Genomic DNA, 23211 nt, shown 5'->3' with positions numbered 1-23211 from the left:
TCCGGATGGCTCATATGAGCCCAAGGCGCGGCTATGGCCGGTGATCGTTATTCGGGCGCATTGGATTCGGTCTCAGTCCGGCCGACGGGAAAGACGGCTGTGCAGATTGTGTCCACTGGCGGTGACGGCCGGGCGCTGATCAACGCCTGGTGTGTCCGGGGGCGACGGTGAGCAGGAGCGGCACGGCCAAGAAGGCGAGGGCGGCGGTCAGGAACGCGGCGGGTCCGGTGCCGCCCGCGCCTCCGGCGGCCACGGCCACGACGGCGGGGACGGCGGGTTGGGCCACGCCCCAGGACGAGCCGTGGAAGGCGAACCACCGGGGACGGTCGGCCGGCGGGGCGCTATCGGCGATCATCGCCTGCCAGCGGCCCAGCAGCACGCTGTTGACGGCCACCCAGGCCAGGTAGGCGGCGACAGTGATCGCGACGCCTTCACAGAGCACCATCACGAGGGCCAGTCCGCCGAGCAGCGCCGTCCCGGCGGCCAGGACCGTCGTGTGCGACAGGGCGTTCACGGGCCTGCGCGTCAGGCGGGCGGCCAGCGGGGTCAGCAGCGCCGAGCCGGTCAGGGCCAGGCCGGGCAGCCAGGGTGGCGCGCCCCGCTGCAGGAGCAGGAAAGGCATGAACATCAGGACGGCGAGGTAGCCGTAGGCGAAGGCCGTGCCCGCCACGGTCAGTCTCATCAGCCGCGCCGGAGGCCGCCAGCGCCCTTCCCTCAGCTTCGGTCGATGCGCCGCCCCGTCCGGGTTGAGGAACACCAGCGCGACCACTCCCGCCGCCACGCAGGTCAGGCCGTCCACGGCCATCAACCACCGGACGCCCAGCGGGAGCAGCACCGCCGCGAGCAGCCCGCCGGCGGCACCTGCCGCCACCAGGGACGTTCCGAGCAGGGCGTAGGCGTCCTGGCGCTGCTCGCCGCCGGTGACGCGGGCTAGCAACTCCTGCGACGCCGGTTCGTAGAGCTCGAAGGCCAGCCCGACCAGCGCGACCGCGACCACCGTCTCCGCGGGGCTCCGCGCCGCCGCCAGGACGAACAACGCGGCCCCGGTCGAGGCCAGCCCGACGGCGATGATCGTCCTGGGCGGCAGCCGGTCCAGCAGCAGGCCCCCGGCCCAGCGCGAGATCAGCGCCGCCGCTCCGAACACCGCCAGCGTCACCGCCGCTAGATCAGGACCGGCCAGCACGGCCAAGAACGCCAGCGCGTATGCGCCGAGCTGGTTGAGAACCCGGACGCACAGCAACGCCTTCGCCGACCGGGGCAACGACCCGAACACCACACCTCCACCGCACCGACCCGATCGACGAGCCGAACTTGCCGCACCGTCCCACACGGTACTGAAAGTTCAGGGACGTTCCGGCCAACCCATAACCAGGAGACAAGCCCGGCCAGATCCTTACCGCCCACGGTGGGCAGCCATCAGGCTGTATGCGGTGTCAGTTGGTGAGGGTCCGCGGGGTCAGAGCGGCCAGCGAGGCTTCCAGCCCCTTCTCGTCCCTTCGGGGAGGATGGCTGCGCGAAACGCGCGCGAGGACATCGCCGGACACCTCCGATCACCCGCCGGATGACCGGCCCCAGGGCGATGGCGGCCGTCACCAGATGAGGGCGGCGGCCAGGCCCAGCATTGCGCAGACACCGAGGGTGCGCAGGACGCTCCAGCGGAGCCCGAAGATGATGACGAAGGCGACCACGGTGATGGCCAGCGCGGTGGGGCGCCAGGTGGCGAGTTCGGGAATCCGCAGGTGGACGGGCCCCCAGTCCCGATCGTGGACGGTGCGGAAGAGGGTGTGGACGGCGAAGTAGACGGCCAGGTTGGCGATGACGCCGACGACGGCCGCGGTGATGCCGGTGAGGGCGGCCGAGATGGCGCGGTTGCCGCGCAGCCGTTCGACGTAGGGGGCGCCGAGGAAGATGAAGAGGAAGCACGGCGTGAAGGTGACCCAGGTGGTCAGCAGCGCGCCGAGCAGGGCAGCGGCCCACGGGTTGAGGCCGCCGGGGTCGCGGTAGGCGCCGACGAACGCCACGAACTGGACGACCATGATGAGCGGTCCGGGGGTGGTCTCGGCCAGGGCCAGCCCGCGGACCATCTCACCGGGATTGAGCCAGCCGTAGGTCTGCACGGCGCTCTGGGCGACGTAGGCCAGGACGGCGTACGCGCCACCGAAGGTGACCAGGGCGGCGCCGGAGAAGTACAGCCCTTGGGTGGTGAACACGCTGCCGCCGCCGGTGAGGAGGGCGACGACGCCCAACGGAATCCCCCAGGCGGCCAGCCCGACGCCGAGCACCTTGACCACCCGCCGCCGGCTCGGCGGTTCGTGGTGCAGGGCGTCGTCGGCGATCAGCGGCGCCGGGCCGTCGTCGTCACCGCCTTTCGCCTTGGCGGCGAAGACGTGGGGGCGTACCCGGGCCAGGAGCCACCCGGCGGCGGCCGCCGCCAGGATCACGATCGGGAACGGGACGGCGAAGACCGCGAGCGCGGCGAACGAGGCGACGGCCAGCGCGATCATCGCGGGATGGGTGAGGGAACGTTTGCCGACGCGCAGGACGGCCTGGGCGACGATGGCCAGCACCGCCGGGGCCAGCCCCGCGAACAACCCGGTGATCAGCGTCGTGGAACCCCAGCCCACGTAGATTGCGGACAGCGCCAGCAAGGCAAGCACTCCGGGCAGAACGAACAGGGTGCCCGCCGCGAGGCCGCCGCGGGTGCCGTTGAGCAGCCAGCCGATGTAGATGGCGAGTTGCTGGGCCTCGGGGCCGGGCAAGAGCATGCAGTAGGACAGTGCGTGGTTGAAGCGCCGCTGCCCGATCCAGCGGCGTTCTTCGACCAGGGTGCGTTGCATGACGGCGATCTGCCCGGCCGGTCCGCCGAAGGTCTGCAGCGAGATGCCGAACCAGACCCGCACCGCTTGACGGAACGGGATGAGATCCCCGCCCTGTGAGGGCGCCGCCGCACTGTTGGTGGCTTGGGCACTGGTCGAGGGCGGCTCGGTGGTCATGCGGGGTCCCGTCCCAGCAGGGTGGCGCGGTGCAGGTACTCGTACAGGCCGTCGAACAGCGGCAGGGTGATCTCCAGGACCCGGTCGTCGTCGCACACCATCGACAGGCCGCGTAGCGCGACGTCGAACCCGGGCGCCTCGGGGGCGTCGTAGCGTTCGTCGTCCAGGTCGGCCTCGTGCACGATCTCGCCGATGCGCCACAGCACCGGGTCGGCCAGGTCGTAGCGGCGCAGGATCGTCTCGAAGCTGCAGTGATCGCCATGGTGACCGAGTTCGGCGCCGCGCATGTCGAAGGCGGTCGCGTCGGCGGGAACTTTGGCGGGGTCGCTGACGAAGACGAATTCGGCGTCGGGGTCGATCTCGCGGCGGATCAGCCAGGCGCAGGCGGCCCGGTCGATGTGGATGCTCTGCCTGGTGGCCCATTTCATGACGATTCCTTGGTGACGGCGGTATGCGGATCGACGTCGGGACGACGAGTGTCGGGTCGAATGTCGGGTTGCCGGGCGAGGGCTTCCACTGCTGCGCGCGCACGGTCGCGCTCGGGCGGTGGGAAGTAGTCGCGGCGGTTGACGCGTCTCAGTTCGGAGCGCAACCGGCGCAGTGCCGAAGACCGCTGGGACGGTGGCAGAGCGCCAGCGGCGAGTGCCTCGTCGTGCACGGCTGTGTACTCGGCGGCCCTGGCCGCGGCCATCGACGCCGCCAGCTGCCGTTCTTGCGCCTGGGTGGTGGGGCGGGCCAGCCACACTCCGGCGGTTCCGCCGGCGTCGGCGACGTCTTCGGCGATCCATTCCAGTTGCTCGCGCGTCCGCGCGTCGGCCGGCAGGCCCACCAGCCCGTCGCCCAGCTGGGCCACGCCGAGCCGCTTGAGCTTGCGCCAAACCGCGATCCGCGGCGTCGACGGTTCGCGGGGCACGCGGTAGGAGAGCAGCACCCAAGTGCCGGGCCCATCAACCGGATCGCTCATCGCACATCCCTGACTACGCCCTGCTCTCACTCGACCATGTAACCATGGTTACACAACGAGGTGGGTTCGCGGGAATCAGGTGATCGCAGAGGAGGGGATGCGTCCTGGATCGGTCGGCGTCCATAGAGGTGACGTCCCGCCTCTGACCGGGGTGTCCGCGCAGATCCCGGTGGGGATGTGCATCGCGGTGGTGGGGCCCGAGCGGGGCGGGGGAATCCACTCTGCCGCGCCTGCCGAACCGGCTGGAAGGGCCGGACGGACGAGGGCCGGGGTGGTGCTGGACGACGCCCCGTTGCCCGTCTATGACGTCCGGGCGCTGCGCCGACGGGTCAGCCTGGTCGCCCAACGCCTGCCTCTCCTCACCGCGGGACGTCGCCGGGGGGCCAGTCGGGACCGTGGGCCAGCCGCGACAGCGAGCCGCCGAGCTGTTGGAACGCGTCGCGTTGGGCGACCGAGCTGATCGGGTGGAGCACCATCCTCCACTCGGTCGGCGGCGGCGGGCTGACGTCCCCTGGCTCTCCTAGCGGGAGGCGTTCAGGCCCCTTGGACCACGTCGTCGACGTGCGGTGATGGGCGCGGGTCCGCCTCGGCCGGGACGTCCTCCGGCTCGCGGCGCGCGGCGGCGACCGCGGCCAGGGCCGTGGTGAGGGGGACGGCCGCGATGAGGCCGATCGTGCCCGCGACGCTGCGGACGATCTCCTGGGCCACCGCCGGGTTGGCGATCACGTCGCCGGCCGTCCGGCCGCCGAGGCTGAACAGCAGCAGCAGTGGCAGGGACGCCCCCGCATAGGCGAGGACGATCGTGTTGATCACCGATGCGATGTGCGCGCGCCCGACGCGGGCCGCGGCGCGGTACAGCTGAAGGAACGAGTAACCGGGGTTGGCCCGGGCGAGTTCCTGGACGGTCACCGACTGGGTGACGGTGACGTCGTCGAGGACCCCGAGAGAGCCGATGATGATGCTGGCCAGCAGCAAGCCCTGCGTGTTGATGCCGTAGTCGATATCCAGGAACAGCGAGCTGTCGTCGATGATCCCGGTCAGCCGCGTCAGGTCGATCGCCACCACGGCGAGCACCCCGGTCAGCGTGAGCGAGCCGAGCGTCCCCATGACGGCAACCGAGGTCGCCACGCTGAACCCGTGGGTGAGATAGAGCACCGCCAGCATGATCGCCGCCGCGCAGACGATCGCCGCGAGCAGCGGCGGGCGGCCGTCGACGATCGCCGGGATCAGGAACAGCAGGAGCAGCGCGAAAGTGACCGCCAACCCGACCAGGGCGGCCAGCCCGCGCCAGCGCCCGAAGGCCACCACCGCCAGCACGAAGGCCGCCGCGACCATCCACAGCGCACTCGACCGGTCGTGATCGGCCAGCTGGTACACCGCCGGACCGCCGCCGCCGTCGGGAAGGCCGGTGAGGACCACGTCGTCCCCGACGCTGAACACCCTGTTGCCGGGGCCGCTGGGCAGCTCCGTGCGAACGGCGCGCCCGTCCATCGGGCCCGCGGTGAGCTCGACGACGGCGTCACCGCATCTCCTCGGGTCGATCGGCGATGCGCCCGCTCCTCTCCCCCGGTCCTGCGGCGCCCCTTCCGGCAGCGCCTGCTTGGGGCAGGGCTTGAGCTCGATCCGGAGCACCGTGCCGCTGACCCTGGTCTGCTGCGCCGACGTCCGTCCCTCCGTTCCGGAGCCGTCCGGCCACATCAACGCCAGCGCGGCCACCGTCGCGACGGCGAGCAGAACGATCGCGGTGAGGACCGCTCGGACGGTGCGGCGGGAGGCCGACCCGCCAGGGCGGCCATGCCCGCAATGCGGTGCGGGCGTTCCGGACGGGCCGGTCTGCTGGTCAGATTCCACCTGAACCTTCTACAAGAGTCGTAGTGGCGTGCCGGGCCGTGTCCGGTGCATGACTGTAGCGATGGCAGCCGAGGAGCACCTAGCCGTCGTGACCTTCAGTCTCGGGCGGGCTGGTGGGCGGCGCGGTTCCAGGCGGCTGCCCGGAGCAGGCGCAGGCCGTTGAGCCCGACGATGACGGTGGAGCCCTCGTGCCCGAGGACGCCGAGCGGCAGCGGCAGATGCCCGAACAGGTCCCAGGCCACCAACCCGGTGATGAAGCACGCGGCGACGATCAGGTTGGCGACGATCAGGCGGCGGGCACGGCGGGACAGCGCGATGACGGCCGGGACCGCGGTCAGGTCGTCGCGGATGATGACGGCGTCGGCGGTGTCCAGCGCGAGGTCCGATCCGGCTTGGCCCATGGCGATCCCGGTGTCGGCGGCGGCCAGGGCGGGCGCGTCGTTGACGCCGTCGCCGACCAGCAGCACGCGCTGCCCGCCACCCTCGATGTCCCGCACGGCCCGCACCTTGTCCTGGGGCAGGAGGCCCGCCCGGACGTCGGTGATGCCGAGCCTCCCGGCCAGCGCGGCGGCGGCACGCGCGTTGTCGCCGGTGAGCAGAGCCGGAGCCGAGCCCGTCAGCGTCTCCAGCGCGGCGACCGCGGCCAGGGCGTCGGGACGTGTCTGGTCCGCCAGCCCGAGAACGGCGGCCGGCCGCCCGTCGATGTCCATCACCACGGCGGTCAGCCCGCCGTCCTCCAGTGATGCGACGTCCGGTGCCCAGTCGTGACCGTCGAGGGCGTGCCCGGGACGGCCGATCCGCACCCGATGCCCGCCGACCCGAGCCGAGACGCCCTGGCCGGGAATGGAGACGAAGTCCTCGGCCTCGGGTGGGTGCAGGCCGGCGTCGCGGGCGGCCCGCACGATCGCGTGGCCTAGCGGATGCTGGGATGGACGCTCTGCGGCGGCGGCCAGCGCCAGCACCTGCGCTTCGCTGACACCATCCGCCGGGCCGAGCGCCGACGCCGCGCCGGGAAGCAGATGAATCCGCTCCAGCCGTGGGACGCCCCGGGTGAGGGTGCCGGTCTTGTCGAAGGCGACCCGCGTCGTCCGGCCGAGGCGTTCCATCACCACGGCGGACTTGACCAGCACGCCGTGCCTGCCCGCGTTCGCCATGGCGGCCAGCAGCGGCGGCATGGTCGCCAGCACCACGGCGCACGGCGAGGCGACGATCATGAACGTCATCGCCCGCAGCAGGGTCGGCCTGAGCTCGGCGCCGAAGAGCAGCGGCACGATGAACAGGGCCAGCGTGGCGGCGACCATGACGACCGAGTAGCGCTGCTCGACCTTCTCGATGAACAGCTGGGTGCGGGCCTTGGTGCGCGACGCCTCGTCCACCATCGCCACGATCCGCGCGACGACGGTGTCGCCGGACGGGCGGGACACCCGGACGCGCAGGGCGCCCGTCCCGTTTCCGGTTCCGGCGAACACCTCGTCTCCGCTGCGTTTGACGGCGGGCAGCGGTTCGCCGGTGATGGTGGCCTCGTCCACGTCGCTGGACCCTGCGACGACATCACCGTCGGCGGCGATCCGCTCGCCAGGGCGCACCAGGATCACGTCCCCGACCGTCAGCTCGGCGGCTGGAACGGTCTCTTCGACGTCGTCGTCCTGCAGGTCTTGCGAGGTCAGGCGAGTGGCCGTCTCGGGGGCCAGGTCCAGCAGCCCGCGGACCGCGTCGGCGGTGCGGGCGGTCGCCACCGCCTCCAGCGCACCGGACGTGGCGAAGATGACGATCAGCAGGGCGCCGTCCAGGACCTGCCCGATCACTGCGGCGCCGGCCGCCGCGACAACCATCAGCAGGTCCACGTCCAGGATCCGCTCGCGCAGCGCCTTCAGCCCTGCCAGCCCCGGCTCCCAGCCCCCGGCGGCATAGCAGGCCAGCAGCAGCCCCCAGGACAGCCAGGACGGCGCGCCCGCCAGCCACATCGCCGCCCCGGCGGCGAACAGCCCGGTCGCGACGACCGCCCAGCGCACCTCGAGCAGGGCCCACGCCCTCCTCCAGGTCGTGGACGCCCGCCGTTGGGCGGTACCGGCCCCTTCCGGACCGCCGGCGTCCGTCCCAGGCGGGGCGATGGATCGCCGGACGTCCCGGACATCGGTCCGCATCGTCACGCCCCGGCCCCTTCTATTCCGGTTCACAAACATGTGAAGACGTATTCATTTATACGGGATTGCTAGCATCGGTGTCATGGGCCATGGAGTCGAGGGGCGCGACACCCCGCCGGCAACGCTGGACGCCGCCACCGCCGCCACCGTGGCCGCCACCCTCCAGGCGCTCGCCACCCCGTCCCGCCTGCTGATCCTCGGACGGCTCCGCCACGGTCCGTGCTCGGTGTCCGAACTGGTGGAGGCGGTGAACATGAAGCAGTCGGCCGTCTCCCACCAGCTCCGGCTGCTACGCAACCTCGGCTTGGTCATCGGCGAACGCTCCGGCCAGCGCATCGTCTACCGGTTGCACGACAACCACGTCGCCATGCTGCTGGACGAGGCCGTCTACCACAGCGAGCACCTGCGCCTGGGCATCCACGACCCCGAACCCCACCTCAGCAACGAGTCCGCGAGCTGACCATTCCCGACCTCCCGGTCGGCGCGGTGGAACACCTTCAGAAAGACGCCGAGCGGCCGTACATGGGGATCGGCAAGCTATTCGCGGCCAGACGGAATTTTGCAGCACTACCTGGTCAGCCAGTGACGTTCCCGCACCGGCGATGCCGCCAGAAGCCACAATAGATGATCATGAGATTCTCATTGAGAATTCCAGCCGAGGTTCGTCAGGCCCCATGGGGCGATGGGCGATTACCTTTATTCAACAGGAGCGTTCAATACGGTGTGAAATAGCAATCACGCCTGGTTGTCGACTGCTGACCATGTGATACCGCAATGGATTTTCAATACCGGTGCGCAATCACAGTGTGTTGCTGTAGGTTTTGATCTCGTGATCACGCCTGTTGCGCAGAACCGACGCTCGGCACATTGCTGCCTGAGCCTTGTCGGGCTGCTTCTCGGCGTGATTATCGTGTTGTACGTCGCGGTGTGCGCCCCTGGTCTGCACGAAGCGGGCGAGCATTCGCATGGCAGCATGATCCACGCGACCCATAGCGCCACACATACCTCGCTGGCGCACGCCGGGGAGTCCGCAGGTCTCGCCGCGCCGGACGGGACACCGCAGAAATATCGCGTTCACCTCCGCGAGACAGACCCCTGGCCTGCATTGGAACATCATGCGGGCTGCGGCGACTGGGCAGCGGGCTCGGTTCGCGCGGCCACGCTCGCACCGCCTGCGCTCGTCCTGATCGGGATGGTGCCACCTGGGCTCACCGGCGGCGGACCGCTCCAGACCAAGGATCTTGATCTCAGCCGGCGACCTGCCCGCGCCGACGTCTCCGGATCGGGACGCATCCGGCTTCTTTCGCTCGGCTGCGTGCTGCGCCTCTTCATACCCGCCATTGCGGACGGCGCTGTCTTACAGCACGGCATCCTCGCTGAATGACGCGTTCGTCATCGCCGTCGAGGCTCTGCCACCAGGGGGCAGCTACCAATAGGGCCGTGCTCGCCGTTAGCACAGGTGGCCCATTGCGTTCAGTGTGCACGGATTCCGAATCAGCTTGTCACTGATGCCATTCGCGCTGCCCTGATGGCGGCCGGAAGGGACAACCATGACGACCGCTCCCATGGTCATGGATGGAACAGCAACGCACGCACCACCGTCTCAGCGGACGATCAACGGAACGGAACGTGATTCACTCTCGCGTCTGGTCGGCAACACTCCCCTGCTGTGGGTACCCGATGTGCTCACCGGATCGGAACGCGGATTCTGGGCGAAACTGGAAGGCGCGAACCCGGGCGGGATCAAAGACCGGCCGGCCCTGTTCATGGTCGCCAAGGCCCGGCAGCGCGGGCTGCTCCGTCCCGGCAAGCCGATCATCGAGTCGACCAGCGGCACCCTCGGCCTCGGCCTGGCGCTGGCCGGGCTGGTGTACGGGCACCCGGTCACGCTGGTCACCGACCCGGGGATGGAACCGCTGATGGGCAACCTGCTGCGCGCCTACGGCGCCCGCGTCGAGGTGGTGCCCGAACCGCACCCGGAGGGCGGCTGGCAGGAGGCGCGCCGAGCCCGCGTCGAAGAACTCATGGCCGACGCGCCCGGAGCCTGGTGCCCCGACCAGTACAACAACCCCGACAACGTCGAGGCCTACAAGGGCCTGGCCGTGGAACTGGCCGGGCAGCTCGACCACATCGACGTCCTGGTGTGCAGCGTCGGAACCGGCGGCCACAGCGCCGGGATCAGCCGCGTCCTGCGGGCCGTGTTCCCCGACCTGCAGCTGGTGGGCGTCGACACCGTCGGATCGACGATCTTCGGCCAGGCCGCCGAGCCCCGGCTGATGCGCGGGCTGGGCAGCAGCATCTACCCCCGCAACGTCGACTACGCGGCCTTCGACGAGGTCCACTGGGTCGCGGCCCACGAGGCGGTGTGGACCTGCCGCCGCCTGGCGGCCGCGCGCTACGCCACCGGCGGCTGGAGCGTGGGCGCCGTCGCCCTGGTCTCCTCATGGCTAGCCCGCACCCACCCGCGGGGCACCCGGATCGTGACGGTCTTCCCCGACGGGCCCCACCGTTACTGGCACACCGTCTTCGATGACGCCTACTGCCACGAGCACCACTTGCTCGACCGGCCGCCCACCCCCAACCCCGAACTGATCACAGACCCCACCCGTGACCAGGCGACCCGCTGGACCCGCTGCCGGACCGTCGTGGACCCCCTCACCGTCCAGCACCGCCGCATCGAGGTATCCGCCGCCCGCGGCGAGGGGACGCGATGAAGGCCACCCTCCGGCAGTTCACCTCGTTCAACGGCTGTGTCCGGCTGCTGCTGATCAACCAGTTCGGCATCAACCTCGGCTTCTACATGCTGATGCCGTACCTGGCCAACCACCTGTCGTCCGGGCTGGGCATGGCCGCGTGGACGGTCGGTCTGGTGCTGGGCGTGCGCACCCTCAGCCAGCAGGGAATGTTCCTGGTCGGCGGCACCCTGGCCGACCGGCTCGGCTGCAAGCCGATGATCATCGCCGGCTGCGCGCTGCGCTTCGCGGGTTTCGCGATGCTGGGCCTGGTGGACGACCTGCCGGGCCTGGTGGTCGCGTCCGCGGCGACCGGGCTGGCCGGGGCGTTCTTCAACCCGGCCGTCCGCGCCTACGTCGCCAGCCAGGCGGGCGAACGGCGCGTCGAGGCGTTCGCGATCTTCAACGTCTTCTACCAGGCCGGAATCTTCACCGGCCCGCTGGTCGGCCTGCTGCTGCTGTCCGTGAACTTCCGCGCCGTCTGCCTCGTCGCGGCCACGGTGTTCGCGGCGCTGACGATCATCCAGACCCTGTGGCTGCCATCCGCACCACCCGCCCAGGCAAGCGAGTCCGGGAATCGGACCGGAACGTTCAGCGGAATCGCGGCGGACTGGCGCCAGGTGTTCGGCAACCGGAGTTTCATGCTGTTCTCGGTGGCGATGATCGGCTCCTACGTCCTGTCGTTCCAGGTCTATCTGGCGCTGCCCCTGCAGGCCGCACGCGTCCTCGGCGACGACGCGGGACAGGCCGGCAGCACCGCGCTGTTCGCCATCTCCGCGATCGTCGCCGTCATCGGACAGGTCCGCCTGACGGCCTGGGCGAAGAACCGGTGGAGCGCGCACAGGGCCATCGTCATCGGCCTGGCACTGATGAGCGCGGCCTTCGTCCCATTGATACTCACCGCGCACCTGCGTCCCGCCGGACCGGCCGGGATCGGCGACGGGCTCGCCTGGATGCTGCCGACCCTGGTCTCCACGATCCTGCTGACCGGCGGCACCATCCTGACCTACCCCTTCGAGATGGACACCATCGTCACGCTCGCCCGCGACCGCCTCGTCGCCACCCACTACGGGCTCTACAGCACCCTGTCCGGCATCGGCATCACGTTGGGCAACCTGGGCACCGGCGCGGTCTGGGACCTCGGGGAGGCATGGGGCATGCCCCTGCTCCCCTGGATCGCACTGGCCGCAACCGGAGCCGCCTGCGCCGCGGCACTGGCCGCCCTCGGCCCGACACTCGCACCCCAGGGCGAAGCGAACCGCGCCGTCCACCCGTCAGCGCCCACCCCAGCAGTCAAGGAGCAGCAACCCCGATGAGCGCCCAGCGCACCAACGCGCGGCCGCCCTCCCTATGGGGCTGAGATCGTGACCTTCGATCAACATACGGAGGACGGTTTCGCGATCACCGACGCGATCGCCGTCGAACGCGGTCTGTCCCCCGCCCCGCCGTACGATCACTCGGATGTGATCGCCGGGCAGAGAGGCGTCGCGATCAGGTTCCTCGATCGAGCCGGCGAACTGGACGCCCCGGTCGTCTTGATGGGCGGCGGGATGCAACCGGCGGGACGTGCCGCCGTACCGGCCTCCTTCAGCCCCGACCCTCGCGCCATCGGCGTCGAGACAAAGCAGGTGAGATCCCCGGGGTCCTCACCTTCGCCGCTCCTCCGGTGCCGATCCTCTGGCAGGCGACAAGCCCATGTTCAACCCAATCGATGATCAGCGCATGGCCCTGGCTCCATTTCGCGGGGTGCGCTATTGCCCGACTGCGGTACCTGACCTGGGGGCGGTGACCTGCCCGCCCTTGGATCTGCTGGAGGCCGGAGCCTCGGCACGACTGCTGGCCGCCGAACCGCGCAATGCCGTGCAACTACTTCTCCCCAACGCCGGACCGGGCGCGCCAGACCGATATCAGCACGCCGCGCTCACTCTGCGGCAGTGGCTGACCGACCGGACGCTGATCACCGACACCGAACCGGCCTTGTACGTCTATGAGCAACGAACGGCGCAAGGCGTCCTGCAGCGAGGGCTCATCGGCGCGCTTGCCCTCCAAGAGGACAGCACTCGAATCATCTGCCCTCATGAAGACGTCTTCCCAGACCTCGTTCATGACCGGCTGGCCTTCGTGGAAGCCATACAGGCGAATCTGGAACCCATCCTGCTGCTTTATCAGGGGGATGGCTGCGCTTCACAGGTCGTCGACGATATCGCCGACAACAGCGAGCCATTGTTCACCGCCAAGGTCGCGCACCGGGTCGCTCACCGCGTATGGCGTCTCACCGACCGGACGCGGCTCTCAACCATCGCCGACGATCTCGCCGGACAGCGAATGCTCATCGCTGACGGCCACCACCGGTACAGGGCCTACCAGATGCTGCGATCTCGCCGGCCGTCCGGAGTCGGCGCCCCGTGGAATCGCGGCCTCGCACTTCTCGTGGACTCGTTGCGGCACCCACCCCGACTGGGCGCGATCCACCGCGTCATCGCACGCCTCACCCCAGACGACGCGATCAACGCGGCAAAGCCGATCTTCCAGGTCAGGCAGGTCCTCGCCGACGATGCCCTGGACGAGCTCGCCTCCGCCAGTCGACTCGGTCCGGCGTTCCTCATCGCAGGCGATGGCCGCTACCACATACTCACCGGACCCGATCCCGCCGCGCTCAATCAGGCAATGCCACCGAGCCGATCAGCACGGTGGCGCCGACTCGACACCTCGGTCCTCCATCACTTGCTAATCGACCACATCTGGAACTGTCCGGAGAACACCGTGGCGATGGTCCACCATGATGTCGACACCGCGATCGAACAAGCCCGGCGCCGTGCGGGAACAGCCGTCATCCTCAACCCGCTGAACGTCCCCGACGTCCTCGACGTCGCAGCAGGTGGCGAGTTTCTTCCGCGCAAATCAACCTCGTTCGGCCCCAAGCCCTGCACCGGCCTGATATTCCGGACCTTTGCCTCCGAACTTCCTTCCTGTCCGAGCACACCATCAAGACCCGGGTCAGCAACCTGACCACCAAGACCGGCTCCCGCACCCCAGGCAAGGCCGCGGCCCTCGCCCACGGCACCACCACTGACCGTGCCCGAACCAACAGTCCATGAGGGGCAACGGGCTACCCTTGTCGTCCCGCACGCATCGGCGGACGACCGAGGCCCGTCCAACCAGCGGTGTCAGGTGGCGGGTTCGGTGGCGCCGAGGCTTCGCAGGACGAATGTGCTCACGCGGTCGATGGTCTCGTCCAGGTCGCGGGTGCCCTGGCCGAGCGGATACCGCTCGGCGCCGAGGCAGGCGTGGACGAGGTGGGCGGTGCCGGCCGGGTCGCACGGAGCGAACTCGCCGGCGTCCACGCCCTCTTGAATGATCTCGGTGAGGAGGCGTCCGAGCGGGCCGACGTGGGCGTGCATCTCCTTGTAGCCGTCCGGGCCGAGCAGGGTGGCCAGCTCGGGCCCGGCGGGCTGGGGGTGGGTGGCGAAGTCGGCGAGCTGCCGCCGGACGTAGACGGTGATCCGTTCGGTCGGCGCGGTCGCGTTCTCCAGGGCGCGGTGCAGCTCTTCGGTGAAGCGGACCGTCTCGTGCTCGGCGTGCGCGATGAGAAGTGCGCGGACGTCGGCGAAGTAGTTGTAGACGACGCTGCGATTGACCCCCGACCGTCCGGCGACCTCGGCCATGGACAGCTTGTCCACACCGTCGGCAGTCATGATCTCCCGGACCGCGACGAGGATGCGCTCCCGCGTAGCGGCACGGTGCTGATCGAGAGATCCGGTGATGCGGGGCACCCTCTACACCGCGATCAGCCCGCTCCAGCCGTCCCTGGACTCCTACTGGCTGGCCGTCCACGTCCTCGCGGCGATCATCGCCACGGGCGGTTTCACCGTCGCGACCGCCCTCACCGCACTCCACCTCCACCGCAGCCGCGACGCCACCGCCCGAGAGCATCCACGGAGTCCCACCCTCGGCGCCGTCGCCGCCCGCCTGCCGTCCGGGATCGCGCTGGAGCGGCTGGCACGCCAGACGATCACGTTCGCCTTCCCGGTCTGAACGTTCGCGATCATCGCCGGCGCCATCTGGGCCGACAACGCCTGGGGCCGCTACTGGGGCTGGGACCCCAAGGAGATCTGGGCGTTCATCACCTGGGTCGTCTACGCCGCCTACCTGCACGCCCAGCGCACCAGCGGATGGAGCGGCCGCAAAGCCCCAGTGATCGCCATCGCCGGCTACGGCTGCCTCCTGTTCAACCTCATCGGCATCAACATCTGGGGCTCCGGCCTGCACTCCTACGCCGGCGTCTAGCCCCCACCGCTCCGACACCACACCGCTGCCCACCCACACGCTGGCCGCTCATCGGAGACCACGTGGCTGCTCACTCACGTCTTTCCAGTCCGACCGTGCTGGACGAATATTCCCGATCACATTCGGCCAAGGGACCGCAGGACGGCGCGCTCGATCAGCACGCCGTCCCGACGCGGCTACCTCTCCTGGTGACCGGCTACCTTCGGCCTGGCTAGTCCATTACGACGCCTCGACCGAATTGCCGGGGTCGGCGGCGTCTGCACTGTGGCGACGGTGCTCCTCAGCTTTGGTGCCTGAACTGGCTGAGCAGCGAGGGCGGTCACGTTTTGGCCGCCCAGTGGCGTTCCCAGCGGCCTGCCGGGATGGGTGAGGGACGGCGTTGAGGACGATGGCGGCGGCGTCTTCGGCGGATTGGCGGGCGAGTTGGGGCAGGACGCTGGTGTAGATGTCGGAGGCGATGGCGATCGAAGAGAGCCGCAGCGTCTCCTGCACGACTTTCATGTCGTACCCGGCGGCGAGGAGGAAGGTGGCTGCTCCGTGCCGCAGGTCGTGCAGCCGGACCGGTGGTAGTCCGGCTTCCATGGACAACTGCTCGAATTGTTCGGTGACGTCGTTCGGGTCGACGGGTTCGCCGCTAGGTGTGGTGAACACGTATCCGGTCTCGGTCCAGGCGTCCCCGGCGGCGAGGCGTTCGGCGTTCTGCCGGGCCTTATGCGCGCGCAGTTCCTTGATGGTGGCCGAGTCCAGACTGATGGTGGCTTCGCCAGCCGCGGTTTTGGGTTTGCCTTCGAAGGTGTCGGTGCCGATCTGAGTGATCTGCCACCGGATCGCCGCCGTCCCCTGGGCCAGGTCGAGGTCGGCCCACCGCAGCCCGCAAGACTCGCCGCGCCGCAGGCCGCGAAAGGCGATCAGGTGATACTGGGCGTACAGCCGGTGGCGGCGTGCCCGGTCCAGGAACCGTTTGGTGAGAGCCGGGGTCCAGACCATCACGCGGGACGGGCGCGGGGCCCCGATGTAGGCGTCCAGCCGGTTGATCTTCTCTCCGATCCGTTTGCGCGGTTCGAGTTTGGCCTGCCTCTTGCGGCGGGCGTTCATCGTCTGGATGTGTGTCGCGAAGTCGCTCTCCCATTGCGCGATGCGTTCGTCGGTCCACACCAGTGCCTTGGGCGCCTTGCCGGAGGGCAGCTCGACCAGGGAGGCGACGTTGATGTCGATGAGGCGCTGCTTGATGGCCTTGTTCAACGCCGCCCGCAGCGTTGCGCGGATCCGTTGCTTGGTGGCCGGGCCGACCACGCGGCGTCCTTTGACTTTGGCGCGCAGCTTGGGGTCGGCGGATTCGCGGGCCTGGGTGATGACTTCGTTGAGCTCGTCGATGGCATCGAAGACCCGGTCTACGTGGGTGACGCCGAGCTTTTCCAGCAGGATGTGGCCGAGGTGGGGTTTGAAGTAGAGAGCGATGTGACCGGCGTAGGACCGGCGGGTGCCCTCCCGCAAGCCCTTGCGTCCGTTCAGCCAGTCGTCCAGGTACTCGCCCACGGTGATCGCCCGCGAAAGGTCATGCTGGCCGCGCACCTTGCGGCGTACCTCCTCTGGGTCGGGAAGGGTCTTGGTGGTCCGGACGGTGGTGACGATCAGGTCGGCGATCTGGATTCGCGTGGGCTCGTCGGTGGCGATGGCCAGGAGTTCCTTGGCGGTGCCCATGTCGGCTTCGGCGGCGTCCTGGGTGGCGAACCCGGTCCGGCGCAGCGGGCTGCGCCGAGTTCCCGCCGCGGTGGACGGGAGTTCCAGCTGGTATTTCCAGGTGCCGTGAGTGCTGCTCCAGCGTCCGTTGCCGCGGCGCAACTTCGGGCATTTGCTGCCCAGGAGCTTGCCGTCGTGGCCACGGCATCCGCAGACTTTGAACGTGCTTCCTTGCGCGGTCATTCAGTTCTCTTCCTTGGTGGCAGGCTGCCGGTCGGCGTTCGTCGGGGCGTCCTCGGGCGTGGCATGGCCGAGGGCGGCGAGCAGGTCGGCGGTCGAGACGCGGTAGTTGTGGCCGATCCGCAGCACCCGGCAGGGGAACCCTCCAGTGCGGGCGAGCTGGTAGGCCTTGGTGCGTCCGACCCCGAACACGCGTCCTGCGGTGACCAGGTCGACGGTGACCGGCAGCGAACGAAGCTCCGCCGGAGTCAGCCCGGGCTTCACTTTGCGCCCCCGGCAGGTCGGCCCGCCCGGCGGCGGCCGTCGGCCTGCTGCCGAGAGCGGGAGGCGGCGGTAGGGGTGGCACGGGCATCCTCCAACGGGTCATGACGGCTCCGGCGGCCGGACGTCCACGCGCCACCGCTTGGGTGGGCGGGTGCGTCCGGGCCGGAGCGGCAGTATCGACGCTCGCCTCGTCCCCGCCGGTCAAGGCCGCCGCAGGCCCCGTCAGGTCCCGGGACAGGCGTGACGGGCGGTGCGATGAACTGGGACCGCCCCGGCGGCGTCGTCAGGTGCCAGGCCTCGTCGCACCGGTAGGCACGCAGCCGGGTCCCCGGTGCGCCGATGCGGGCGGCGTGCCGAGCACGGCGGCGGGTGGCGTAGCGGGCGCGCCCGCAACGCCCGCACAGCCCCAGCTGGAGAACCGCCAGCAGTTCGATCGCTCTGTCGTTTCGGAGTCGCATGCGCGGGGTCATCGGGTGGTCTCCGACAGATCGGCGACGCGCTGAAAGAGCAGCAGGTCTTCGTGGGCGGTGGCGCAAGCGGGGATGCCACGGTCGCGGGCGCGGCGGGTTTCGAGCATCTGGAAGAACGACGCCCGGTTGACCAGGCCGCCGTCCCGGAGCCCGGCGAGCAGTGCGGCACATCTGCCGGTGAGAGCCAAGCCGTGTCGGCGGGCGATGTTGATGACCTGGCCGGGCAGATCGATCAGCTCACCGTTGAACCGGATGGGACGGACGGTCACGGCGATCACCCCGCCGGGACGCAGGAGGATGGCACTGCCCGCAAGGATGCGGCCAAAGCCCTCCAGCAGACCGGGCAACGGCTGGTGGGCGAGGTTGCCGCGATCGGTGGAGTAGCGGTGGTGACGTTTGACGACTTTGCCGCCGCCGTTGTCACGTCCGGAGCGGATATGGCCGTGGGTACGAGACCCGTACGGCGGCGAGGTGAGCACCAAGGCCGCTTTCCCGTGCAGTTCGCGGTAGATGGCGGCGATGTTGCGGGCGTCGCCACACGCCACCCGCGGTCGACCGGTGCCTCCAAAAGCGCGGGCGTGACGCAGGTTGCCCAGCGTGAGGTGCACGAAGTCGGATTCGTACTCCAGCCCGGCAGCGTCGCGGCCGAGGTGGATCGCCTCGACCAGGGTTGTGCCGATGCCGCACATAGGGTCGACCACCAGGTCGCCAGGGCGGGTGAAGGCCTCGATGACGGTGGCGGCGATCGCCGGCAGCATCTTGCCGGGATGCCGCATCGACTCAGGCGTATAGCGGCCCTGGCGTTGTAGCCGCGACGGCCGCTGCCCGGTGGCCAGGACCGACATCAGCCTCGAGGAGTTGGGAGTGTCCTGGTTCATCGGGCACCGCCGTCCGTCCGACCTCGCGGTTTGGTGAACAGGCACACGTCGGCGTGCACGCTGACGGGCGGCGACAACGCACCGGAGCGGGTGTCGCGCAGTTCAGCCAGGTCGGCGGGCCCGGCCTGAACGACCAGAGCGTCGCCGTCGATCGGGACGCGCAACGCGATGATGTGCTGGGCGTAGCGGAACCCCAGCCCCTGGGCTTGGCGGATGATGCGCGGTGCGGGGTCAATAAGCCGTCCGGCCTGGTAGCGGGCTGTGGTGATGATCGCCAGGACACCGCCGGGGCGCAGCACCTTCCACGCCGCCGCCAGGAACAGGCCCAACTGTTCGCTGCTGAGCATCCACAGGTCGGCCCGGCACGCCGGGCAGCCGTGGTCCCCGCCCCGGCGGGGCGTACGCCCACCAGTTTCATACGCCGGCGGGGCAGCGATCAACAGGGCGACTTCGCCGAGGTGGTCGGCCAGGCCGCGGGCCATCTGATCCGGGCGGGTCGGACGCATCTGCACCCTCGCCAACTGCTCCTGGGTGAGGGTGGCCCGCAGCCGGGTTCCGATGTGCTGAGCGAGCGGGAAATACGGCACCAGCGCGATGCCGCGCCGGTTGAGACCGGCGGCGGCGGTCAGGGTGGCTTCGCTGGTGGTGAAGCCTTCGGCGACCAACTCACCCTCGCGGGTGCAGGTGCCGATCAGGTGCCGGGCCAGTTGGTGACCGACCGTTTGGCGGTGCGCCAGGCAGATCTGCTTGGGCGTAACGACCGCCGGGTCAGCGTCATGCGCGCAGCCGGCGGCGCCGTGGTGGCGGGTGCGAGGCGGCAGCGAGTCGGTGGTGTCCGAGCACAGCCAGACGGTCAGCGGCACCATCCGGCGCCGGGCGGTACCGGCGGCGTCGGGTCCGGTGGGTGAGTGGTTCGGGTTTGACGGTGTGTGGTTCATCTGCTGGGTGACCCGAGACGGCCACCCGATCCCCGTGCATTGATGAAGCACCGCCGAGCGGCCCGATTTTCATGTCCAGCCGTCCCATGATTCGGTCAAGAAGGGCCGACCGTCCGATGACTTGGCGCTCTCCTCGCATCGGATATCGCAGAAGCCGAGAACGGCTACCGGCTCAGGTCTCGCGGGGGCTGGCGGGCAGGCGGATGTTCCGCTGAGCGCCCCAAGACTTGATCAAGGATGACGGCTGAACCGTGAATTCGGGCCTGTTCGGCGGTGCTTCATGGGTGCCAGTCGAGATCACCGGCGAACGGTGCGGTTCTCGGACGGACGGCCCAGAGCCCGGTCCCCGCCGCAATCATCCGTCCCATGTGTCCCGTCAAGGAGGACGCCCGCAGTCCGAGGGCCGCACCGTTCGCCGGTGATCGCACGGCTGGCAACCGCTTCCGCCATTCGAGATTCCGGAGACGCTGCCATGCGCACCCGCAAGTACAGGCACCGCAGTACCCGTCAGCTCATCGCAAATGGGCCTAGCCCTCAGCGAAACCGCGGTGAGGCCCGCCACAACACCGGCGCCAGCCGACTCGGGATCGCCTCCACCGCATCTCAGAGGTCCACACGCGATCGAGTACCGCGCCGGCCACGACCGTCCCGACGGCGTCTGGCAGCCGCGTCACTGGTGTGGACGGCGGGGTGCGGGCTGAGTGCGCTGCTGGTCCCCGGGGTGGCCGAGGCCGGCACGGGTCTGGCGGCGGCCGGGTCGCTGGATGAGGTGATCCGCAATCTACGGAACGTGATCGTGGGGCTGCTGGTGGGGTTGGCGACGTTGTTCGCCACGATCGGCGGGATCCGCCTCATGCTGGCCGGCGGCGATCCAGGCGAGGTGGAAGCCGGCAAGAGAACGCTGCGGTACGCCGCGATGGGGTACTCGGTGGCGGTGCTGGCTCCGGTGCTGGTCAAGCTGTTGCAGAGCATCGTTGGCGGGCCCTCGTGACACCCGCCAAGGCCTCGCACCCACCACCCGAACCGGTCGGGGGCGGGGTACCGCCGACCGCCGCTTGCAGGGTCGCCGTCCTCATAGCGCTGGTGGCAGGCGCGTGTATGTGGATGTTCGCACAGCCTTTGCAGGCTGGTGCCGACCCCGTACCGAGCCCGGCCCCAGCGGCACCTGCGCAGACCCCATCCGTCGCACCTCCAGCCTCCCCATCACCGCCACCCCCGCCGCCAGCTTCGTCTCCAAGCCCGTCGCCATCGACCGGGTCCTCGCCGACACCGGCGAACCCCGTCGGCCCCGGCACCGGTCCGCAGGGCACCGGGGGGCCTGGCCCGGGCGGGCCGGGTGAGGGCGGTGCGGAAGAAGGGTGCGGGTTCGCCGATGTGAGCTGTATGGCCAAGCGGGCGGTGAACGGCTGGTTCTCCGATCTGGTGTCGTCTGCGGCCAAGCCGATCTTCGGCACCCTGCATCAGTCCGTGCTGGGCACCCCCGAGATGGACTCACCGCAGATGACGCGGGCGCGTGACTTGTGGGGCGTGTCGCAGACGATCGCCAACACCTGCTTCGTGCTGCTGATCACCGCGGGCGGGGTATGGCTGATGGCCGGGCACAACCTGCCCGGCGCCGAACTCACCCCCGCCCAGTTGGCCGTCCGGATCGTCGGGGCGTTCCTGGCCTCCAACCTCAGCCTGATCCTGATCGGATACGGGATCAGTTTCGCCAACGGCCTCGCCGGAGCGTTCCTCCACGCGGGCGCGGAGTCGACCGATCCAAGTGCGGTCGCCGACATTGTCGCGGGATTCGTGGCCGCGAGCCTCATCCCGGGTTCACCGTTCGGCGCACTGATCGCGCTGGGCGTGGTGGTGCTGGCGTTGGGCGTGGTGTTCATCTACGCCGTCCGGCTGGCGCTGACGATGGTGCTGATCTCGGCGGCGCCGGTGGCGTTGATGTTCCACGCGCTGCCGCTCACCGATGGGCTGGCGCGGCTGTGGTGGCGCGGGATGAGCGGGCTGCTGGCGATCCAGGTGTGCCAGGCGCTGGCGCTGGCGACCGCGTACCGGCTGCTGTTCACCGAGACCGACGACACCAGCGACCAGCTCCTCGGGATGCCCTCCGACAACGACTTCACCGATCTGCTGGTGGCGGGGTGCCTGCTGTGGGTGCTGCTGCGGATCCCGTCCTGGGTGGCGCGCACCGTCTGGCGTCCCGCGCAACCGCGGATGCTCGGTGGCTTGCTGCGCAGCCTGATCCTCTACCGGGGCCTGGGTGCCTTGCTCGGTGGCCGACGCCGCACCGCCGTACCCGCGCCGGCGAAGAACACGCCGCCTGTCCAACCACCGCCGGTGCCGCCGCGCCGACCACAGCTGCCCGGCCCTCGTCCTCCGCTTGCCCTTCCCGCAGGTCCCGCAGGATCTGCGGGACCTGCGGCGCCACCACCGCCGGATGAGCCATGCGATCCCGCGACCGGATCTGAAGGAGACCCACGACCGATGCAACTCGCGCTCCCGATCCCTCACCCGCCTGCACCCGCCAAGGCGGGGACCAAGCGGCCGGTGCAGCTGGCGTTGCCGATCCCGGTCACCCGTGTCCGCCAGCCGTCTGCACCGCCGCCAGTCACCGCTCCGGCGCAGCCTCGGGCACGGTCGCGGCAGCTGATGTTGCCCGGAATGCCCAGACGGCCGGTGCCGCACCGGCAGCTGACCTTGTGGATCGACCAGCCCAAGCGCCGGGGGAGCATGTGAGCAACGAGCACGATCAGCGGCCGATGGCTGTGAAGATTCCGGCTGACGTCGATCAGCCCGACAAGATCCTTTACGGGCTCACTGCCCGGCAGCTGGCGATCTTGGGCGGGACGGCTGCGGTGGTGCTGTGGCTGTGGCTCACCCTTCAAGCGGTGGTGCCGTTCCCGGTCCTGATCGCGGTGGCGACGCCGGTCGCGGCGGGCGGGATCGTGCTGGCGGTCGCCCGCCGCGACGGGATGGGCCTGGACCGCTACGCGGTCGCCGCCCTGGCGTTCCTGCGGGGCCCGAAGGCGCGGATTACGGCGGGTGAGCCGGTGCAGCCGCCGCCGTCGTGGTGCCGGATGCGCGGCCGGTTGCCTGCGCCGTTGCGGCTCCCGGTCCGGGCCGTTCGCCAGGACGGGGTGATGGAACTGGCCGATGGTGATGGTGTCGCGGTGATCGTGCGGGCAGGCACGGTGGCGTTCAGCCTGCGCACGGCGGGTGAGCAAGGGAGTCTGGTCGCCGGGTTCGGGCGGTGGCTCAACTCGCTGGACTCCCCGGTGCAGTTGCTGGTCCAAGCCCGTCCGGTCGACCTGTCCGGTCTGGCCGACCACATCACCGCTCAGGCGCCGGAGCTGCCGGATCCCGCGCTGGAGCAGGCGGCGGGTGAGCATGCGGCGTTCCTGGCCGAGATCAGTGCCGCACACGATCTGCTCGTCCGGCAGGTCCTCATCGTGATCAGCGACGGCCCGCCTGTTTCTGCCTCCATGCCGTGGGCGAAGGCCCGGCGGCAGCGAACCAACCGGGAAACGGGGGCGCAGGTGGTGTTGCGACGCGCCGCCGAGGCCGTGCAGTCGCTGGCAGCGCTCGGCGTGGCGGCCGAGGTCCTGGATGCCGATGCGTGCGTGGCGGTGCTGGCCGAGTCGCTATCCCCAGGCGGGCCTCGTCCTGTGGATAACGCCGCTCCAGATGAGCTGATCAGCGTCAAGCAGGAAGGCACGGCATGATGCACGGGCCCGGCGGCCGTCTCGGAGTCCTGCACCGGTTCAGGTCTGGCG

The 23211-nt window shown here is 70.0% G+C and carries 22 protein-coding genes; 11 read left to right on the top strand and 11 right to left on the bottom strand.

Going from position 1 to position 23211, the window contains the following annotated elements:
- Positions 1 to 139: 139 nt before the first annotated feature.
- From ACH34S_RS32505 to ACH34S_RS32480, 6 genes are all read right to left on the bottom strand, one after another.
- Entirely contained in the window at positions 140 to 1273 is a 1134-nt protein-coding gene (locus tag ACH34S_RS32505; protein WP_395956682.1) for an MFS transporter, read from the bottom strand.
- A 316-nt stretch (positions 1274 to 1589) separates the two neighbouring features.
- Complete coding sequence (gene chrA, locus ACH34S_RS32500) at positions 1590 to 2993, bottom strand: chromate efflux transporter (protein WP_395956681.1); 1404 nt, start codon at positions 2991 to 2993, stop codon at positions 1590 to 1592.
- Positions 2990 to 3421 carry a chromate resistance protein ChrB domain-containing protein gene (locus ACH34S_RS32495; protein WP_395956680.1) on the bottom strand — a complete coding sequence of 144 codons (432 nt, stop codon included), beginning with the start codon at positions 3419 to 3421 and terminating at the stop codon, positions 2990 to 2992. The genes chrA and ACH34S_RS32495 overlap by 4 nt, the downstream gene beginning before the upstream one ends.
- Positions 3418 to 3957, bottom strand: a complete 540-nt coding sequence (locus tag ACH34S_RS32490; protein ID WP_395956679.1) for a Chromate resistance protein ChrB — start codon at positions 3955 to 3957, stop codon at positions 3418 to 3420. The genes ACH34S_RS32495 and ACH34S_RS32490 overlap by 4 nt, the downstream gene beginning before the upstream one ends.
- A gap of 534 nt (positions 3958 to 4491) precedes the next feature.
- Positions 4492 to 5808, bottom strand: coding sequence for a YibE/F family protein (locus tag ACH34S_RS32485; RefSeq protein ID WP_395956678.1), 1317 nt, complete (start codon positions 5806 to 5808; stop codon positions 4492 to 4494).
- Positions 5809 to 5903: 95 nt separating this feature from the next.
- Entirely contained in the window at positions 5904 to 7952 is a 2049-nt protein-coding gene (locus tag ACH34S_RS32480; protein WP_395956932.1) for a heavy metal translocating P-type ATPase, read from the bottom strand.
- An 82-nt stretch (positions 7953 to 8034) separates the two neighbouring features.
- Here ACH34S_RS32480 and ACH34S_RS32475 point away from each other — a divergent pair, with 82 nt between their 5' ends.
- The 6 genes from ACH34S_RS32475 to ACH34S_RS32450 all read left to right on the top strand — a co-directional run bounded on the left by ACH34S_RS32475 (position 8035) and on the right by ACH34S_RS32450 (position 13693).
- Positions 8035 to 8412: an ArsR/SmtB family transcription factor gene (locus ACH34S_RS32475; RefSeq protein ID WP_395956677.1), complete on the top strand. Its 378-nt coding sequence runs from the start codon at positions 8035 to 8037 to the stop codon at positions 8410 to 8412.
- A gap of 285 nt (positions 8413 to 8697) precedes the next feature.
- Entirely contained in the window at positions 8698 to 9336 is a 639-nt protein-coding gene (locus ACH34S_RS32470) for a hypothetical protein (RefSeq protein WP_395956676.1), read from the top strand.
- Between the two features lie 229 nt (positions 9337 to 9565).
- A complete protein-coding gene (locus ACH34S_RS32465; RefSeq protein WP_395956931.1) occupies positions 9566 to 10666 on the top strand; it encodes a PLP-dependent cysteine synthase family protein in 1101 nt (366 codons plus the stop codon).
- Positions 10663 to 12000, top strand: coding sequence for an MDR family MFS transporter (locus ACH34S_RS32460; protein WP_395956675.1), 1338 nt, complete (start codon positions 10663 to 10665; stop codon positions 11998 to 12000). Before ACH34S_RS32465 ends, ACH34S_RS32460 begins: the two co-directional genes overlap by 4 nt.
- A 45-nt stretch (positions 12001 to 12045) precedes the next feature.
- Entirely contained in the window at positions 12046 to 12399 is a 354-nt protein-coding gene (locus ACH34S_RS32455; RefSeq protein ID WP_395956930.1) for a hypothetical protein, read from the top strand.
- Positions 12380 to 13693: a DUF1015 family protein gene (locus ACH34S_RS32450; protein ID WP_395956674.1), complete on the top strand. Its 1314-nt coding sequence runs from the start codon at positions 12380 to 12382 to the stop codon at positions 13691 to 13693. The genes ACH34S_RS32455 and ACH34S_RS32450 overlap by 20 nt, the downstream gene beginning before the upstream one ends.
- 158 nt (positions 13694 to 13851) lie before the next feature.
- Here the strand turns inward: ACH34S_RS32450 and ACH34S_RS32445 are convergent, their stop codons facing one another.
- The gene (locus ACH34S_RS32445; RefSeq protein WP_395956672.1) at positions 13852 to 14457 is read right to left on the bottom strand and encodes a TetR/AcrR family transcriptional regulator; all 606 of its coding nucleotides are present in this window, start codon (positions 14455 to 14457) and stop codon (positions 13852 to 13854) included.
- On the opposite strand from ACH34S_RS32445, the gene ACH34S_RS32440 reads away from it, so the two are divergent.
- Both ACH34S_RS32440 and ccsA read left to right on the top strand, forming a co-directional pair.
- On the top strand, positions 14447 to 14719 hold the full coding sequence (locus ACH34S_RS32440; protein WP_395956671.1) for a hypothetical protein: 273 nt from the start codon (positions 14447 to 14449) through the stop codon (positions 14717 to 14719). The two genes, ACH34S_RS32445 and ACH34S_RS32440, sit on opposite strands and share 11 nt — an antisense overlap.
- Before the next feature lie 9 nt (positions 14720 to 14728).
- Positions 14729 to 14971, top strand: coding sequence for a cytochrome c biogenesis protein CcsA (ccsA, locus tag ACH34S_RS32435; RefSeq protein WP_395956929.1), 243 nt, complete (start codon positions 14729 to 14731; stop codon positions 14969 to 14971).
- 219 nt (positions 14972 to 15190) lie between these two features.
- Here the strand turns inward: ccsA and ACH34S_RS32430 are convergent, their stop codons facing one another.
- The 4 genes from ACH34S_RS32430 to ACH34S_RS32415 all read right to left on the bottom strand — a co-directional run bounded on the left by ACH34S_RS32430 (position 15191) and on the right by ACH34S_RS32415 (position 19369).
- On the bottom strand, positions 15191 to 16672 hold the full coding sequence (locus ACH34S_RS32430) for a tyrosine-type recombinase/integrase (RefSeq protein WP_395956670.1): 1482 nt from the start codon (positions 16670 to 16672) through the stop codon (positions 15191 to 15193).
- A gap of 222 nt (positions 16673 to 16894) precedes the next feature.
- The gene (locus ACH34S_RS32425; protein ID WP_395956669.1) at positions 16895 to 17155 is read right to left on the bottom strand and encodes a DNA-binding protein; all 261 of its coding nucleotides are present in this window, start codon (positions 17153 to 17155) and stop codon (positions 16895 to 16897) included.
- A 466-nt stretch (positions 17156 to 17621) separates the two neighbouring features.
- Positions 17622 to 18503 carry a TRM11 family SAM-dependent methyltransferase gene (locus ACH34S_RS32420; protein WP_395956668.1) on the bottom strand — a complete coding sequence of 294 codons (882 nt, stop codon included), beginning with the start codon at positions 18501 to 18503 and terminating at the stop codon, positions 17622 to 17624.
- Positions 18500 to 19369, bottom strand: a complete 870-nt coding sequence (locus ACH34S_RS32415; RefSeq protein WP_395956667.1) for a hypothetical protein — start codon at positions 19367 to 19369, stop codon at positions 18500 to 18502. Before ACH34S_RS32415 ends, ACH34S_RS32420 begins: the two co-directional genes overlap by 4 nt.
- Before the next feature lie 793 nt (positions 19370 to 20162).
- Here ACH34S_RS32415 and ACH34S_RS32410 point away from each other — a divergent pair.
- From ACH34S_RS32410 to ACH34S_RS32400, 3 genes are all read left to right on the top strand, one after another.
- Complete coding sequence (locus ACH34S_RS32410) at positions 20163 to 20432, top strand: pilin (RefSeq protein ID WP_205718169.1); 270 nt, start codon at positions 20163 to 20165, stop codon at positions 20430 to 20432.
- A gap of 392 nt (positions 20433 to 20824) precedes the next feature.
- Positions 20825 to 22174, top strand: a complete 1350-nt coding sequence (locus ACH34S_RS32405; protein WP_395956666.1) for a hypothetical protein — start codon at positions 20825 to 20827, stop codon at positions 22172 to 22174.
- Positions 22171 to 23160 carry a PrgI family protein gene (locus ACH34S_RS32400; RefSeq protein ID WP_395956665.1) on the top strand — a complete coding sequence of 330 codons (990 nt, stop codon included), beginning with the start codon at positions 22171 to 22173 and terminating at the stop codon, positions 23158 to 23160. Before ACH34S_RS32405 ends, ACH34S_RS32400 begins: the two co-directional genes overlap by 4 nt.
- The last annotated feature ends 51 nt before the right edge of the window (positions 23161 to 23211 follow it).

This window comes from Actinomadura sp. 3N508 (assembly GCF_044326375.1).
Classification (GTDB): Bacteria; Actinomycetota; Actinomycetes; order Streptosporangiales; family Streptosporangiaceae; genus Spirillospora.
This window is presented reverse-complemented; position numbering and strand designations above follow the sequence as displayed.

What these genes read in the sequence shown, in the direction of transcription:
- ACH34S_RS32420 (WP_395956668.1), bottom strand. Translation starts at nt 18,503, where the DNA reads ATGAACCAGGACACTCCCAACTCCTCGAGGCTGATGTCGGTCCTGGCC.
- chrA (WP_395956681.1), bottom strand. Translation starts at nt 2,993, where the DNA reads ATGACCACCGAGCCGCCCTCGACCAGTGCCCAAGCCACCAACAGTGCG.
- ACH34S_RS32460 (WP_395956675.1), top strand. Translation starts at nt 10,663, where the DNA reads ATGAAGGCCACCCTCCGGCAGTTCACCTCGTTCAACGGCTGTGTCCGG.
- ACH34S_RS32405 (WP_395956666.1), top strand. Translation starts at nt 20,825, where the DNA reads ATGGCCAAGCGGGCGGTGAACGGCTGGTTCTCCGATCTGGTGTCGTCT.
- ACH34S_RS32440 (WP_395956671.1), top strand. Translation starts at nt 14,447, where the DNA reads ATGCGGGGCACCCTCTACACCGCGATCAGCCCGCTCCAGCCGTCCCTG.
- ACH34S_RS32450 (WP_395956674.1), top strand. Translation starts at nt 12,380, where the DNA reads ATGTTCAACCCAATCGATGATCAGCGCATGGCCCTGGCTCCATTTCGC.
- ACH34S_RS32495 (WP_395956680.1), bottom strand. Translation starts at nt 3,421, where the DNA reads ATGAAATGGGCCACCAGGCAGAGCATCCACATCGACCGGGCCGCCTGC.
- ACH34S_RS32480 (WP_395956932.1), bottom strand. Translation starts at nt 7,952, where the DNA reads ATGCGGACCGATGTCCGGGACGTCCGGCGATCCATCGCCCCGCCTGGG.
- ACH34S_RS32415 (WP_395956667.1), bottom strand. Translation starts at nt 19,369, where the DNA reads ATGGTGCCGCTGACCGTCTGGCTGTGCTCGGACACCACCGACTCGCTG.
- ACH34S_RS32430 (WP_395956670.1), bottom strand. Translation starts at nt 16,672, where the DNA reads ATGGGCACCGCCAAGGAACTCCTGGCCATCGCCACCGACGAGCCCACG.
- ACH34S_RS32490 (WP_395956679.1), bottom strand. Translation starts at nt 3,957, where the DNA reads ATGAGCGATCCGGTTGATGGGCCCGGCACTTGGGTGCTGCTCTCCTAC.
- ACH34S_RS32475 (WP_395956677.1), top strand. Translation starts at nt 8,035, where the DNA reads ATGGGCCATGGAGTCGAGGGGCGCGACACCCCGCCGGCAACGCTGGAC.